9 protein-coding genes, 6 tRNA genes, 2 rRNA genes and 1 pseudogene are annotated in these 16197 nt (G+C 42.4%); 12 read left to right on the forward strand and 6 right to left on the reverse strand.

The features are described 5' to 3' along the window. Window positions 1-161 precede the first annotated feature (161 nt). The 3 genes from rrf (K358_RS0108090) to rrf (K358_RS0108100) all read left to right on the forward strand — a co-directional run bounded on the left by rrf (K358_RS0108090) (window position 162) and on the right by rrf (K358_RS0108100) (window position 587). Window positions 162-277: ribosomal RNA gene (gene rrf / locus K358_RS0108090) — 5S ribosomal RNA — on the forward strand. Between the two features lie 70 nt (window positions 278-347). Further along, a tRNA-Thr gene (locus tag K358_RS0108095) sits at window positions 348-424 on the forward strand. Between the two features lie 47 nt (window positions 425-471). Next, window positions 472-587, forward strand: a 5S ribosomal RNA gene (rrf, locus tag K358_RS0108100). A gap of 41 nt (window positions 588-628) precedes the next feature. Here the strand turns inward: rrf (K358_RS0108100) and ilvY are convergent. Next, entirely contained in the window at window positions 629-1519 is an 891-nt protein-coding gene (ilvY, locus tag K358_RS0108105; RefSeq protein ID WP_027696351.1) for an HTH-type transcriptional activator IlvY, read from the reverse strand. A 166-nt stretch (window positions 1520-1685) separates the two neighbouring features. Between ilvY and ilvC the strand changes: the two genes are divergently transcribed. After that, entirely contained in the window at window positions 1686-3170 is a 1485-nt protein-coding gene (gene ilvC / locus K358_RS0108110) for a ketol-acid reductoisomerase (protein ID WP_027696352.1), read from the forward strand. A gap of 169 nt (window positions 3171-3339) precedes the next feature. Here the strand turns inward: ilvC and ubiK are convergent, their stop codons facing one another. The 4 genes and pseudogenes from ubiK to K358_RS0108130 form a co-directional block, all read right to left on the reverse strand. Continuing rightward, window positions 3340-3594 carry a ubiquinone biosynthesis accessory factor UbiK gene (ubiK, locus tag K358_RS0108115; protein WP_027696353.1) on the reverse strand — a complete coding sequence of 85 codons (255 nt, stop codon included), beginning with the start codon at window positions 3592-3594 and terminating at the stop codon, window positions 3340-3342. 168 nt (window positions 3595-3762) lie between these two features. Further along, window positions 3763-6810 (reverse strand): annotated as a pseudogene (locus tag K358_RS0108120) (multidrug efflux RND transporter permease subunit); the annotation flags it as partial. Window positions 6811-6821: 11 nt separating this feature from the next. Then, complete coding sequence (locus tag K358_RS0108125; protein ID WP_027696355.1) at window positions 6822-7928, reverse strand: efflux RND transporter periplasmic adaptor subunit; 1107 nt, start codon at window positions 7926-7928, stop codon at window positions 6822-6824. A gap of 18 nt (window positions 7929-7946) precedes the next feature. Further along, the gene (locus tag K358_RS0108130; RefSeq protein WP_027696356.1) at window positions 7947-8540 is read right to left on the reverse strand and encodes a TetR/AcrR family transcriptional regulator; all 594 of its coding nucleotides are present in this window, start codon (window positions 8538-8540) and stop codon (window positions 7947-7949) included. A 138-nt stretch (window positions 8541-8678) separates the two neighbouring features. On the opposite strand from K358_RS0108130, the gene rep reads away from it, so the two are divergent. Further along, window positions 8679-10694 (forward strand): DNA helicase Rep, encoded by a 2016-nt coding sequence (rep, locus tag K358_RS0108135; RefSeq protein WP_027696357.1) that lies wholly within the window; start codon window positions 8679-8681, stop codon window positions 10692-10694. Between the two features lie 96 nt (window positions 10695-10790). Here the strand turns inward: rep and K358_RS0108140 are convergent, their stop codons facing one another. Next, window positions 10791-11204: a c-type cytochrome gene (locus K358_RS0108140; RefSeq protein ID WP_027696358.1), complete on the reverse strand. Its 414-nt coding sequence runs from the start codon at window positions 11202-11204 to the stop codon at window positions 10791-10793. Between the two features lie 288 nt (window positions 11205-11492). Here K358_RS0108140 and K358_RS0108145 point away from each other — a divergent pair. The 7 genes from K358_RS0108145 (at window position 11493) to K358_RS0108180 (ending at window position 16157) form a co-directional block, all read left to right on the forward strand. Further along, window positions 11493-11569 (forward strand) — tRNA-Arg (locus K358_RS0108145). A 33-nt stretch (window positions 11570-11602) separates the two neighbouring features. Then, a tRNA-His gene (locus K358_RS0108150) sits at window positions 11603-11678 on the forward strand. Between the two features lie 92 nt (window positions 11679-11770). Beyond that, a tRNA-Pro gene (locus K358_RS0108155) sits at window positions 11771-11847 on the forward strand. A gap of 135 nt (window positions 11848-11982) precedes the next feature. Beyond that, window positions 11983-12058 (forward strand) — tRNA-His (locus tag K358_RS0108160). A 92-nt stretch (window positions 12059-12150) separates the two neighbouring features. Then, window positions 12151-12227: transfer RNA gene (locus K358_RS0108165), tRNA-Pro, on the forward strand. 540 nt (window positions 12228-12767) lie between these two features. Further along, window positions 12768-14483, forward strand: a complete 1716-nt coding sequence (locus tag K358_RS0108175) for a dipeptide ABC transporter ATP-binding protein (protein WP_027696359.1) — start codon at window positions 12768-12770, stop codon at window positions 14481-14483. A gap of 114 nt (window positions 14484-14597) precedes the next feature. Then, complete coding sequence (locus K358_RS0108180) at window positions 14598-16157, forward strand: ABC transporter substrate-binding protein (protein WP_027696360.1); 1560 nt, start codon at window positions 14598-14600, stop codon at window positions 16155-16157. The last annotated feature ends 40 nt before the right edge of the window (window positions 16158-16197 follow it).

Below are 16197 nucleotides of genomic sequence, written 5' to 3' on the forward strand. Positions count from 1 at the left end.
CCAATACTAATTGCCCGTGAGGCTTAACCATACAACACCTAAAGGGTTTTGGTTGGACTGAATAGAAAAGAATACAGATTGATACTTGAATGAGTGTGAGAATGAACAGCTTTCCGAATTAAGTTAAAGCATCATAAATGATGTTTTAACAAAAGAATTTGCTTGGCGACCATAGCGCTTTGGACCCACCTGATTCCATGCCGAACTCAGAAGTGAAACGAAGTAGCGCCGATGGTAGTGTGGGGTTTCCCCATGTGAGAGTAGGACATCGCCAGGCTTGATTTTGAAAGAGCCCGTGTTAAACGGGCTTTTTTATGTTCGAAGCAAAATTATTGCTGAGAATATATGCTGATATAGCTCAGCCCGGTAGAGCGCACCCTTGGTAAGGGTGAGGTCCCCAGTTCGAGTCTGGGTATCAGCACCATTATTTAGTATTGCAACGGCCTCATCAACTTAGCCGTAACAGTTTTGCTTAGCGATAATAGCACTTTGGACCCACCTGATTCCATGCCGAACTCAGAAGTGAAACGAAGTAGCGCCGATGGTAGTGTGGGGTTTCCCCATGTGAGAGTAGGACATTGCTAGGCTTATATTTTAAGGCCTCCCTAGACTGGGAGGCCTTTTTCGTTTACGCCTTTATAAATTTATTTTGTGATACCTGCCATAATGCCTTTATTAGCGGATTTTGTAGCTGAGATCGTTGACAACAAATCCCTAGTTTAAAAGGTTTAATCGGTGCGACTTTCAAACGTTGAATTTTATCTTTAACTGGACTGTTATTGATCACTACGTCTGGTGCTATACCCACTCCTAATCCAAGTGCAACCATACTAACAACCCCTTCATGACCGGATGTTTGAGCATAAATATTAGGCTTAAATTTCATATCTCTAAACCAAGTATTACTTCTATCTCGAGCGGTGCCAGCTTCTGGAATGATAAAAGGAATTTGATTCCAATCAGGTTGTTCTTTTTGTAGCTCAGCAGTGAAACTACTGTGAGCATTTGGAGCGATTACAGATAGGGGAATTTCACCTATGGTTTCAAACTCTAAACGTGCAGGTAACTGTGTCGGCAAAGCGCTGATCACAATATCGGCCTCATCGTGTAATAACTTATCAATTGCTTGTGCCGGATCTCCAGTCGAAAGCTTTAACTCGATTTTAGGGTAGGCCAGTCTGAAGTCAGTTAAAATTTCGGGCAAATGACTAAAGCTTGCAGTCACCGAGCAAAATAACCGAATTTCTCCAGTTAACTGCTGTTCATTACCTTGTTGGCTATTGCAAAACTGAGTCCACTCTTGAGTGATATGGGTGGCTACTGGAAGGAGCTGTTTTCCTGCTTCCGTTAGCTCAACACTTCGGTTATCTCTAACTAGTAGCGATTGCCCTACCTCTTCTTCTAACTTTTGGATCTGCCTACTTAAAGCCGACGGGCTAATATGCATCGCAGATGCCGTCTTACTGAAGTTTTGACTACTGCATAAATGAACAAATAAGTGAAGAGTACGAATATTCATTGTGATCCTATTAACGTTATTGCACTTTTCGCAATGATTACTTGTGAATATATCACTTTGAGCAATTGAATTCGTGTTTTAATATCAATTCATCGAGTAAGGAGATCTTTAGAGCAACGCTTACTCAACGTTATTATGGATTAATTAAAAACAGGATTTTCAGATTATGGCTAACTATTTCAATACCTTGAATCTACGTGAGCAATTAGACCAATTAGGTCGTTGTCGTTTTATGGACCGAGAAGAGTTTTCACAAGAAGCTGATTACCTAAAAGGTAAGAAAGTCGTAATCGTGGGGTGTGGTGCTCAAGGCCTTAACCAAGGCTTAAATATGCGTGATTCAGGCTTAAATGTTGCGTATGCACTTCGCCAAGCAGCCATTGATGAGCAACGTCAATCGTTTAAAAATGCAAAAGATAACGGCTTTGAAGTAGCAAGCTATGAAGAATTAATTCCTCAAGCGGATCTAGTGGTAAACCTGACTCCAGATAAGCAGCATACAAACGTGGTTGAAACTGTGATGCCATTGATGAAACAAGGTGCTGCGCTTGGTTACTCTCATGGTTTCAATATCGTTGAAGAAGGCATGCAGATTCGTAAAGATATTACGGTAGTAATGGTTGCGCCTAAATGTCCTGGTACAGAAGTTCGTGAAGAATATAAACGTGGTTTTGGTGTTCCAACTCTTATTGCTGTGCATCCTGAAAATGATCCACAAGGTGAAGGTCTAGAAATTGCTAAAGCGTGGGCTGCGGCAACAGGTGGTCACCGTGCGGGTGTACTAGAGTCTTCATTCGTTGCGGAAGTAAAATCTGATTTAATGGGTGAGCAAACTATTCTTTGTGGCATGCTTCAAGCTGGTTCAATCGTTTGTTATGAAAAGATGATTGCAGATGGTGTTGATCCTGGCTATGCCGGCAAGCTATTGCAATACGGATGGGAAACTATTACTGAAGCATTAAAATTTGGTGGCGTGACTCACATGATGGATCGTTTATCAAACCCTGCTAAAGTAAAAGCATTTGAGTTATCAGAAGAGCTTAAAGACCTAATGCGTCCACTGTACAACAAGCATATGGATGACATCATCTGCGGTGAGTTCTCACGTACTATGATGGAAGATTGGGCGAACGATGACAAGAACCTACTAGGCTGGCGTGAAGAAACAGGTCAAACTGCGTTTGAGAATTACCCTGAATCAAATGTAGAAATCTCAGAGCAAGAATACTTTGATAATGGCATTCTAATGATTGCTATGGTTCGTGCCGGTGTTGAACTAGCATTTGAAGCGATGACAGCATCAGGCATCATTGATGAATCAGCTTACTACGAGTCACTACACGAATTGCCACTGATTGCTAATACGGTTGCCCGTAAGCGTCTATATGAAATGAATGTGGTTATCTCAGATACAGCTGAATACGGTAACTACTTATTCGCTAATGTTGCCACGCCACTACTTCGTGAAAAATTCATGCCGAAAGTAGGTACGGATGTAATCGGTAAGGGCTTAAAAGAAGAAAGTAATCAAGTTGATAACGGTCAGTTGATTGAGATTAACGATGCGCTACGTAACCACCCTGTTGAGTGGATTGGCCAAGAGTTACGTGGGTATATGAAGGATATGAAGCGTATTGCCGTTGGCGGCTAAATTTCTTTGTGATAGTGGGATATTCGTTGTCGAAAATACTCATTTGCTGGCGCAAACTCCGTGTTTTCTCCTAGAATATCCTACCAATCACTTCGAAATGCTGTGCTAGATAAAACAAAAAGGCTTGCCTATTAAATGGGCAAGCCTTTTGTTTTTTTGAGCGGTTAACTTATTCTTTTTCGCTTAGCTTGCTTTCTAAATCAGCCAGTTTTGCTTCAAGGTCATTCAGTTTTTGACGGGTACGCAGTAGAACTTGGGTTTGTACATCAAACTCTTCACGTGAAACCACATCTAACTTGTTGAGTTGTCCTTGGATCACTTGGCGAACTTTTTGATCAACGTCGGAACCAAGGTCTTTTACTGGCTGAGGCATTGATTCGTGAATTTGTTTGGCAATTTGCTCAATTTTCTTAGCATCAAACATCTGGTTAGCTCCTAAATAATATTGCGTTATTTTATGCAAATCTGTTCAAAATGTCTCGGCTTGTTATCGCGAAATAAAACAAAGGCTACCAATTTAGCTGGTAGCCTTTGTATTTAACTTATCCAATATGAAGAGTTAGTGTTTAGGCTCTTCGATAGCTGGAATGCTTTCATCGAACTCTGGCAGAGGCTTATGCTCACTTGCCAAGTAGCTGTATATGACAGGCAATACAAACAAGGTAAACAAAGTACCAATGGCAAGGCCCGCCACGATAACAATACCAATACTAAAGCGCTGAGCCGCACCTGCACCGCTGGCATAAAGTAGAGGTATTAGACCTGCAATCATCGCTGCTGTCGTCATTAAGATTGGACGAAGACGAATTTTCGCAGACTCCATAACCGCTTCCATTTTTGATTTACCGTGATGTAACTGTTCTTCTTTGGCAACTTCACAAATCAAAATACCGTGCTTGGTAATAAGGCCAACCAGTGTGATCAATCCTACCTGAGAGTATATGTTCATGGTTGCCGCGCCCCAAGCAAGAGCGATCAATGCGCCACAAATTGCCAGTGGTACCGATACCATGATAACTAACGGATCTCGGATGGATTCAAACTGAATCGCAAGTACCAAGAAGATAATCGCTAGCGCTAAACCAAATGTGGCATACAGCGCGCTACCTTCTGTCACGTATTGTCTTGCTTCACCTAGATACTCATGGCTATAACCTAGAGGTAGCTTAGTTTCAGCAATGTTTTCGAACCAATCAACCGCCTGCCCCATAGAAGCCGTTGGTGCTGGAACCGCACTAATATTGGCTGAGTTCAGCTGATTTAAGTGAGGTAGCGACAACGGTTGAGCGATAACATCAATATTAACTAAGCCGCTAAGTGGCACCGAGTGTCCGTTAGACGCACGTACATAATAGCCATTCATCGATTCAGGATTAAGGCGGAATTTACGCTCTACTTGCGGGATTACCTCATAAGAGCGGCCATTGAGATCGATACGGTTAACATAGCCGTCAGACATCATAGTACCAATGGTCACTGCGATATCTTGCATAGTCACGCCGTAAGCACCGGCTTTATCTTTATCAATATTGATTTTCATGGTTGCTGAATCAAAATTGAGATCCAATGTTGAGTAAACAAACAATGGGCTTTTGCCTACTTCTACCAAAATGTCACTGGCAATTTGGAATAAGCTTTCAAAGCTGTTTGGCGTAGTGATCACAAACTGCATTGGTAAGCCTGAACCCGCACCTGGTAACTCCGGCATCTGGAAAGCCGATACTGCCATGCCTGGGATATCTTTCATCAGATTACCCACACGCTCAGTGACTTCCGATTGGCTCGCTTCACGCTGGCTCCACGGTTTCATTGAAGCAATACCAAAAGCTTGGTTAGATGCAGGAACACCGGTGAATGCCTGAGCGTATTGAATCTCAGGTTGCTCAACCAGTACATCGTTAACCTCATTCATGGTGTTTTGCAGGTAATCTAGGTTGGCATTAGATGGACCTGTACCCATCAGAACGACTACACCTTTATCTTCTGATGGCGCCAATTCGCTAGGAATGAACTTAAACAGGAGCGGTAAACTTGCCATAACAATAACCGCAAATGCGATCATTACCGGGCGATGCTCCATAACAGCACGTAACATGCGTTCATAGCGATTGGTCATGCGGTCTAAAACACTATGTACCACCACTTCAAAGCGACTCGGTTCAGCGTGTTCTTTTAGCATTTTGGAGCACATTACTGGAGACAGGGTCAAAGCAATGATACCGGATACAAATACCGCACCCGCTAGAGTTAACGCGAATTCTTTAAATAAGGACCCGGTAATACCGCCCATTAACGCAATCGGAGCATATACCGCACCTAATGTTAATGTCATTGCAATAACTGGAACCGCAATCTCACGAGTACCAATAATTGCTGCTCTAAATGGTGGCTCGCCGAGTTTGATATGCCTATCGACGTTTTCCAATACCACGATGGCATCATCAACTACCAGTCCTATCGCAAGTACCATCGCCAAAAGGGTCATCAGGTTCCATGAGAAGCCCATTGCCTGCATTACGACCGCTACACCAACCAAAGATAATGGAATGGTGATGATTGGAATGATAACCGCGCGAAGTGAGCCTAAGAATAAGGTGATCACGACCAGTACGATTAATGCAGCTTCCAATATGGTATGTATAACCTCATTGATTGATTCATTGATCGCAACTGTTGAATCATAAAGGATTCGCATTTCAATATTGCTAGGCAGGTTTTTTTCCAAGTCAGGCAATAGTTCTAAAATATCATGTGCGATATTGATTGGGTTAGCCGTTGGTGAGGCATCAATTGCCGCCACTACCGCTTCATCACCATTTGAAGTTGCACGATAAGTGTCATGGCTTTTGGCTAATGAAACCTTGGCAATATCACTTAGTCTAACCACTTGGCCTTTATCAGATTTAACCACTAAGCGTTCAAGTTCTGCGGTATCTTCTACCTGAGTGTTGGCACTACCGTTGTAAACAACAAACTCACCAGTAGATTGACCCGTTGCTGATTGGTAGTTGTTGGCATTTAAAATGCCCATGACATCCGTCGCAGTTAAATCGAAGGCTGCCATTTTTGCTGGATCAAGCCAGATACGTAACGCGTACTTTTGTCCCCCATACAGGTTTACCTTAGAAACACCATTAACGGTAAATAACTGAGGGTTAATTACTCGCTCAAGGTAATCGGTAATTTGGCTAGACTCCAGTTCATCAGAGGTAAAGCCAATATAAAGCACCGAGGTTGTCGAACCTGTCGACATGGTTACCGTAGGATCTTCTGCTTCTTTCGGTAGCTGTGATCGAACCGAGTTGGTTTGAGCCAAAATATCGGCTAACGCGCCATTAGGATCGGTATTGAGTTTCATCGTTACCGTAATAGTCGATGAACCTAACACTGAGCTGGAGGTCATGTAGTCGATATTATCGGCTTGGGCGATCGCTTGTTCCAATGGCTGAGTAATAAAGCCCTGGATCAAGTTTGCATCCGCACCATAGTAGCTTGTTGTTACCGTCACAACGGTATTGGTCATTTCGGGGTATTCGCGAACGGACATTTTGAAGATGGCTTGAAAACCAAGCAATGCAATCAAAAGACTGATCGATACCGCCAAAACTGGACGTTTTATAAAAACATCAGTAAAGCGCATAATGCCTCCAGTTACAGCATTGGGGTTTGGGCTGGTGGAGTGGTTGCATCACTCTCCACAATCTTAACTTTCGAGTTATTACTCAAACGAACTTGTCCCGAGGTGACAATGGTTTGGCCTGGTTTTAAGCCTTCCATAATATGAGCAACACTACCCGCACGTTCGCCAACCTTCACTACTGTCTGAGTGACACGCTTAACACCATCTTTTTCTTCAAGCACATAAATACTGTCGCCATAAAGGGTATATGTGATTGCCGTTTGAGGTGCGATGACTTGATCTTTTAATGTCGGTAGCACAATGCTAGCGCGGGCAAACATGCCACTACGCAACTTGCCATCATTATTTGGAATATGTGCTTGTACCTGAATTAAACCGCTTTGTGCATTAACCGCAGGGGAAATCGCACTGATAGAGCCTTCAAAGGTTTTATCGGCAAAAGAATCGACAGTAATATTTACTTTTTGATCGACATGAATTTTGCTGATATCAGTTTGAGGAACCGTAAAGCGTAAACGCATCACGCTGGTATCTTCTAAGCGAACTACTTCAGTGCCTGTTTCTAAAAACTGACCAAGGAATACATTACGTAGGCCAACCATTCCATCGAAAGGAGCGGTAACCGTACGACGATCAATCGATGCTTTCAGACTTGCAATATCGGCTGATAGAGACAAATAAGTTGCTTGTGCTTCATCGTATGCTTCTTTTGATACCGAACCTTTTGCATAAAGATCTTTATAGCGAAGATACTTAGCTTTCGCTGCAGGCAACTTAGCTTGAGAGCTTTGTAATTGTGCTTTTTCTACCTTAGAGTCAACTTCAACCAGTACATCGCCTTTTTTGACACTAATGCCAGAATCAAAATGAATACTGTCAATTTGGCCACTAGTTTGTGCCGTTAACGTTACACCTTGAATTGGCTCGATGAAGCCAATGGCATTGATGGTTGGAACCCAATCTTCTGGCTCAACTTTAGTCACGGTTACCGGGAACTCCGGCTCAGGCATGTTTGCCATGTACTCGGCAATTTTTTGCTGTTTAAACATATTAAAGCCAATCACACTACCAAACAGTAGTATTGCGATGATTAGCATAACGAAAGTCCACTTTTTCATTTCGTCAGAACTCCAAAATTAATGTTGACTAACCGCATCCCAACTCGCTTCAATAGCGGAATCAAGGGCGGCATCAGTGATAATATAACAACCAAGTACGTGTTTTCTGGCTATTGATAAACAAACATCCAAACTTAGACAAGCGAGCAGATGGTTATCCAATGGTTTAAACACCCCGAGATATTTTCCCTCATTAAACATAGCTTCAATTTTATAAAATAATTTACGTTCCATTTCTGAACCACAGCTTGGCCTCGTTGGTAAAGACTCATATTGGATTCGGTTGAGAATGACATCGACTTCATTTTGAGTCGTAGTAACATGAGCAACGTTTTTCCAGATTAAAATGAATCTTTCTTTTAGAGGCATGTGTTCTTCAACACCTTGCTGTACCATATCAGCCACACGCTGAAGGACATGTATGCGTACCGCTTCAACCAAGTCATTTTTATCTTGGAAATAACGGTAGATAGTTCCTGCAGCAACACCGGCTTCTTGAGCCAGTTTGTTCATAGATAACCCTTGAAAGCCATTTTTAGCAATCATATGTTCAGCGCTATTCAATATGAGTTGTCGTTTATCTAACAGTGAATTGTCTTTAGAATTAACCATAGAAAAAACCAGATAATGAATGAACGTTCATTCATTATATTCAGGATTTATTGATTAGTCAGTAAAAATAAAATATTCGTATTAATTTGTTACGCCTTGATTAGGGTAGCAGGTGTAGAGAAAAAAATTGAGCTCAGTATGAAGTTAAACCCCCGACAAGATGAAGCAGTAAAATATGTCTCCGGCCCATGCTTGGTGCTCGCTGGTGCTGGCTCGGGCAAAACTCGCGTGATCACTAATAAAATGGCCTACCTTGTGCAGCAATGTGGCTATCAAGCAAGGCATATCGCAGCGGTTACTTTTACCAATAAAGCCGCGAGAGAAATGAAAGAGCGTGTCGGCCAAGCCTTAAGCAAGAAAGAAGCTCGTGGCTTGATGGTGTCAACGTTCCATACCCTGGGACTGAATATCATTCGCCGTGAATATAAATCATTAGGATTAAAAGCCGGCTTCTCGCTATTTGATGATCAAGACCAGCTTGCCTTGCTGAAAGATTTAACCGAAGAGCAACTCGATGGCGATAAAGATTTACTACGTCAGTTATTAAGCAGCATTTCCAATTGGAAAAATGACATGCTGACCGCCGATCAAGTCAAAGCGCAAGCGCGTTCAGAGCAAGAACAGTTGTTCGCTTTTTGTTTTGAAAAATACTTGAATCAAATGAAAGCCTATAATGCGCTTGATTTTGATGACCTGATTGCCATGCCGGTACTACTATTGAAAACCAATAGTGAGGTGCGTGAGCGTTGGCAATCTAAAATCCGTTACTTGCTGGTAGATGAGTATCAAGATACCAACACCAGTCAGTATGAATTAGTGCGTTTAATTGTAGGTGAAAGAGCCCGCTTAACTGTGGTGGGGGATGATGATCAATCTATCTATTCTTGGCGTGGTGCTCGCCCACAAAACCTAGTGTTACTTAATCAAGATTTCCCACAATTGAAAGTGATTAAGTTGGAGCAAAATTACCGCTCAACCAGTCGTATTCTACGTTGTGCCAATATTTTGATCGCCAATAATCCACACGTATTTGAAAAAACGCTTTTCTCTGAAATTCCCGATGGTGAAAAGCTAAAGTTGCTTACTGCCAAAAATGAAGAGCATGAAGCCGAGCGAGTCACCGGTGAAATTATTGCTCATCGCTTCTTAAACCGTACTCAATATAAAGACTATGCGATTTTGTATCGCGGAAACCATCAATCTCGCTTGATTGAAAAATCGCTAATGCAAAACCGCGTACCATACAAAATATCAGGTGGTACTTCATTTTTTGCTCGCGCTGAAATTAAAGACATGATGGCTTACCTGCGCGTTCTGGTTAACCCCGATGATGACAATGCCTTCTTGCGAATTGTAAATACACCTAAACGTGAAATCGGCCCTGTGACGCTCGAAAAGCTCGGTAGTTACGCCAATATGCGTGGTAAAAGCTTATTTGCAGCCAGTTTTGAGTTGGGGCTTGAGCAACATTTATCAGGTAGAGGCTTAGAATCACTGCGACGCTTTACCTCTTGGATTGTTGAAATTTCTGATAATGTGGAAAGAGGCAATACCGTCGAGGCGGTACGTTCATTGGTGCGTGACATCAATTATGAAGATTGGTTATACGAAACCTCATCGAGCCCTAAAGCAGCAGAAATGCGCATGAAGAATGTCTCTGATCTTTATACGTGGATCACTGCAGATTTAGAGGGCGATAACTACGATCAAGAAGTAAAGACCCTAAAAGAAGTGGTTCAACGTCTAACGTTACGTGACATGATGGAACGTGGGGAAGGCGATGATGATGCCGATCAAGTACAATTAATGACTCTGCATTCCTCTAAAGGTTTAGAGTTCCCTTATGTTTATTTGATGGGAGCAGAAGAGGGTATCTTGCCGCATCAAACCAGTATTGATGAAGAGAATGTCGATGAAGAACGTCGTTTAATGTATGTCGGTATTACTCGTGCGCAGAAAGAGCTGACCTTTACGATGTGTCGTGAGCGTCGCCAATATGGTGAGCTAATTAAACCAACGCAAAGCCGTTTCTTAGATGAGCTCCCTTTTGATGATGTTGAGTGGGAATTACAGAAAAAACCACAAAGCGCAGAAGAACGGATGGAGAAAGGCCAAGCCCATATTGCAAATTTGCGAGCAATGTTTAAAAAGTAGTTAAGTTGATTTTTTAGGTGAGATAAACTAGGTGTTTAATAAATAAGAAAGCCTCGTACTAGCAGAGTACGAGGCTTTATTTATGTATCACGGTATTTATAAGCCAGCAATCATGTGCTCGATAGCAGCTTTGATCTCATCATCAGAACAATCCATACAAGTCCCTTTCGGTGGCATTGCATTAAAGCCTTCGATGGCATGCTTAATTAATGTGTCTTCACCTTGTGCAATACGTGCTCCCCAATCTCCAACATCACCTTTCTTCGGTGCGCCACTGACGCCAGTACCATGACAAGCAACACAGAAAGTGCCATACACAGTTGCTCCATCACGAGGACCAGATGCTTCAGCAGTAGCAGGTTCACTGCCCACTAGGTAGACATCTCCAACAGGTTGAATGCGATCAGTAATCGCAGCTCGTTCACTATCGCTTATTCCAGAAGCAAAGGCGAAAGAAGAAAAGGTAAGTGTCGCGGTAAGTATCATTAAGGTTTGGCGAATCATATCCATAAACTCACTATATGCTTAGGCCGATAAAAAAGACCTAGATAAAAACAAAGCTTCATTGCTCTTCGAAGGAGCAGTATATCGTTATAAAATTGTAAATAAGTCGTGATTGTATCCTTTTAATAACGTGGTATAAACTATAAGATTGCAGTGACATGGTGTGTGTCACATCCTAAATAGGTTTATTTATTGCTTAATTGTTGAAAAACACACCAAACAGTAAAAAAAGTTTAAAAAACACTAGACGACCTAGTGTGATATACGTATTATTCCACTCCGCCGATAGGGCATGCGCCCGTAGCTCAGCTGGATAGAGCGTTGCCCTCCGGAGGCAAAGGTCGAAGGTTCGAATCCTTTCGGGCGTGCCATTCGGAAAGCGGGAATATCGGAATAAAACATTGGTGGCTATAGCTCAGTTGGTAGAGTCCCGGATTGTGATTCCGGTTGTCGCGGGTTCAAACCCCGTTAGCCACCCCATATTTTAGGTACGAGTTTATAGTCCCTAGTTACTAGGAAGATTAAAACTGGCACCTCTAGGAACTAGAAAACTAGGGACTAGGAACTTATATCGGTGAATAGCGCAGCTTGGTAGCGCATCTGGTTTGGGACCAGAGGGTCGGGGGTTCGAATCCCTCTTCACCGACCATTTTAAATGAACTTTTGTGATAGACAGAAGTTTCGGTGTAAGAAACCCGACAAATCGTGGGTTCGCCTGATGTTAGAATCTTGGCTCTTCACCGACTATATTTTAAAGCCTCACTCGGGTGAGGCTTTAACTTTGGTGGCTATAGCTCAGTTGGTAGAGTCCCGGATTGTGATTCCGGTTGTCGCGGGTTCAAACCCCGTTAGCCACCCCATATAAAGGTTACGCGTTTCTCGAATCGCGTTACTCGAGTTGAGTTAACTCCTCGAGCTACGAAAATCGAGCAACGAGCAACGAAAGATACATCGGTGAATAGCGCAGCTTGGTAGCGCATCTGGTTTGGGACCAGAGGGTCGGGGGTTCGAATCCCTCTTCACCGACCACCTTTAAAAAGCCACATCGAAAGATGTGGCTTTTTTGCATTTAAATCCCGCCAGATCGAGAGGTGAGTTTGATATTAGACTCCGACTCTTCAGCGACTACTTTTAAGAGGTCATAGTGAAAGGAGTGGCTTCTGGGTATTAAAATACTGCTGAACTTAAAGCTGACTGATTATTAGTTTTAAGTTTATATCTATGTATTTCTGCTGCTTTAATTATGGGTTTCCTTAATATTATTTGCTTACTTATGCATTGGTTGCATGACAACCTGTTGTGATCTACTGCATGCTTTTTAAGCTAAATCTGTTGTGTTGTTTATTTTGTCAGCAATATTATCTATCCTTTGTTGAAATTTTGTTAATAAATGTGCTTTGTACGGCTTTTTTTGGCGTTTAATATGCTGTTTTATTGCATTTTCATTAATTGTTTGCCAAATTGGAATGCACAATTTGTCTTCCCTCCTTTTTTGATGGGGATTACAACGAATGGATTCGTTTTTTTACAGACAAGGCAGAAAGCTGTCAAAGCAGTAGAGGTCTGGTAATGCCACTTTTAGAAGTTAAAGATTTGCGGATCGAGTATCCGTCGCGTCACGGTGTTCACGCCGCAGTAAAATCCCTTTCTTTCAGCATTGAGCGCGGTGAAATCGTCGGTGTCGTTGGTGAGTCTGGTGCAGGTAAATCGACCGTCGGTAATGCGGTGATTGATCTGTTAAGTCCTCCTGGCCGTATCGCTGGTGGCGATGTTTACTTGGATGGAGATAAAATTTCAGGTTTAACACCTGAACAAATGCGTTCAGTACGTGGTTCTAAAATTGGGTTTATATTCCAAGATCCAATGACGTCATTGAATCCATTATTTACGGTCGAGCATCAACTCACCGAGACCATTCATGCCAATATGAAGGTATCGGAAAAAGAAGCTTACGAACGTGCATTAAACCTAATGAACCAAGTAGGTATTCCTCAACCTGAAAACCGCTTAAAACAATATCCGCACCAATTTTCTGGTGGCATGCGTCAACGCGTGGTGATTGCTATCGCGTTAGCTGGTGAACCCGATTTAATTATTGCCGATGAGCCAACCACCGCACTTGATGTATCGATTCAAGATCAAATTCTTAGTCTTATTCGAGAGTTGTGTATAAAGAATAATGTCGGTTGTATGCTGGTGACCCATGATATGGGCGTAGTTTCTAACGTCACTGATAAAGTCGCCGTAATGTATCGTGGTGACCTCGTTGAGTTTGGCCCAACCGCTAAAGTACTTGGCACACCAGAGCACACCTACACTCGCAGTTTAATTTCTGCTGTGCCTCGTTCAGATAAAAAATTCGACCGTTTTCCATTAGTGAGCTATATCGAAGAGGCGCATGAACTTGAGCCACTCGATGTTAAAAATCACTGGTTAGGGCAAAGCCAAGATCAGCGTGATTACACGGGTCCACTGCTGAGTGTTGAAAATGTTAGCTTACGTTTTACTACCAAAGACTCGTTATTCGAATCACGTAGAGAATATGTTCAAGCTTCTAATAATGTCAGTTTTGATGTTCATGAAGGCGAAACTTTTGGTTTGGTTGGTGAATCTGGTTCGGGTAAATCAACGATTGCTCGCGTGATTGCCGGACTATACGCACCAAATGAAGGCAAAGTGACCTTTGAAGGCATTGATTTAACCGCCATTAAATCAGAAAGAGAACGTCGTCCATTCCGTCGTCAAATGCAGATGGTGTTTCAAAATCCATACACTTCAATGAACCCACGGATGAAGGTTTTTGACATCATCGCCGAGCCGATTCGGTTTCATAAATTAACCGCAAATGAAAATGAAACGCGCAATATCGTGAATGATCTGTTAGATCATGTTGGTTTGGGACGCATGGCCGGGGTGAAGTACCCACATGAATTCTCCGGCGGTCAACGTCAACGTATTTCGATTGCTCGTGCTTTGGCGACTCGTCCACGTTTATTAATTTGTGATGAGCCAACCTCTGCACTCGATGTGTCGGTTCAGGCACAGATCTTGAATCTATTAAAAGACTTACAAGATGAGCTGAACTTAACTATGTTATTTATCAGCCATGATTTGCCAGTTATTCGCCAAATGTGTGATCGCATTGGTGTGATGAAAATGGGGCAATTATTGGAAGTATCTCCAACCGAACAGCTGTTTACTGATCCGCAACACGAATACAGTAAACAATTGATTTCTTTAATGCCGGAATTTACGGGCCTTAGAGAAGATATGCAAATCGCTTAATGGCGATATCGTATGGGCCACGAGAGTTCGTTGCTTATACGGCCACAGATGTATAAACACAACACACTCTAAATAAAAACAAGGGATGTCCTCCCGCATGAAGGAGTTATGCAAATGAAAATGATGAAGAGCAAATTAGCCGTAGCATTAATGGCTGCGGGTTTGAGCTTTAACGCAATGGCTGCTGATATTACCGTGGCTTATGATGCTGACCCAGTATCAATGGATCCGCATGAGCAATTATCAGGTGGTACTTTACAGCTGTCTCACATGGTGTTTGACCCGCTAGTTCGCTATAACCAAAAGTTTGAGTTTGAAGCTCGTTTGGCTGAAAAGTGGGAGCGAATTGATGATAAAACCATGCGTTTTCATTTGCGTAAAGGCGTGAAATTCCATTCAGGCAATACAATGACTGCCGATGATGTTGTGTGGACTTTCGATCGTTTACAAAACTCACAAGATTTTAAAGCTATTTTTGAACCGTTTGAAAAAGCAGTAAAAGTCGATGATTACACGGTAGATCTTGTGACTAAAGATGCTTTCCCTCTAGTCCTTCAATCTGCGACTTACATCTTCCCTATGGATAGTAAGTTTTATTCTGGTAAAGATGAAAATGGCAACGATAAATCTGCAATTGTGAAGCATGGTAACTCTTATGCATCGACTCATATTTCAGGTACCGGTCCTTTCGTTGTGACTGATCGCGAACAAGGCGTAAAAGTCGATTTTGAACGTTTTGCTGATTACTGGGATAAAGACTCAAAAGGTAACGTTGATCACCTGACACTTAAACCAATCAAAGAAAATGCTACCCGTGTTGCCGCTTTGCTTTCTGGCGGTGTGGATATGATTGCTCCGGTTGCTCCGAATGATCATGAGCGAGTGAAGGGTGCCGATGGTATCGATTTAGTGACGCTTCCTGGTACACGCATCATTACACTGCAAATGAACCAAGACAGCAATCCTGCACTTAAAGATAAGCGTGTTCGTCAGGCGATCGTTTATGCAATTAATAATGAAGGTATTGCTAAGCGAATCATGAAAGGTTTTGCGACTGCCGCTGGTCAACAAAGTCCAGAAGGTTACGCGGGTTATAATCCTGAGCTAACACCTCGCTATGATCTGAAAAAAGCCAAACAGCTTATGAAAGAAGCGGGTTATGAAGATGGCTTTAGCTTAACCATGATTGCACCAAATAACCGCTATGTGAATGATGCCAAAATTGCTCAAGCATCTGCGGCAATGCTGTCAAAGATTGGGATTAAAGTTGATTTGAAAACCATGCCAAAAGCGCAATACTGGCCTGAGTTTGATAAATGTTCGGCCGATATGTTAATGGTTGGTTGGCACGCCGATACTGAAGATTCGGCCAACTTAACTGAATTCTTGACTATGACTCGTGATGAGAAAACAGGTAAAGGACAATATAACTGTGGTCATTATTCAAACCCAGAAGTCGATAAACTGATTACTCAAGCGAATACCGAAACCGATCCAGAGAAGCGTAGTGCTGAATTGAAAAAAGTTGAACGTATTCTTTATGATGACGCCGCTTTTGTACCACTACATTGGCAAAACCTAGCGTGGGGCGCGAAGTCTAATGTTCACATTACACCAATTGTGAATGCGATGAACTTCCCATACTTTGGTGATTTAGTGGTTGATGAAAAATAAGCGAATTTAACGAGATTAATTGGTTTTTATTAGCTCGTTT

The sequence above is a fragment of the Vibrio litoralis DSM 17657 genome (assembly GCF_000426765.1).
GTDB lineage: Bacteria > Pseudomonadota > Gammaproteobacteria > Enterobacterales > Vibrionaceae > Vibrio > Vibrio litoralis.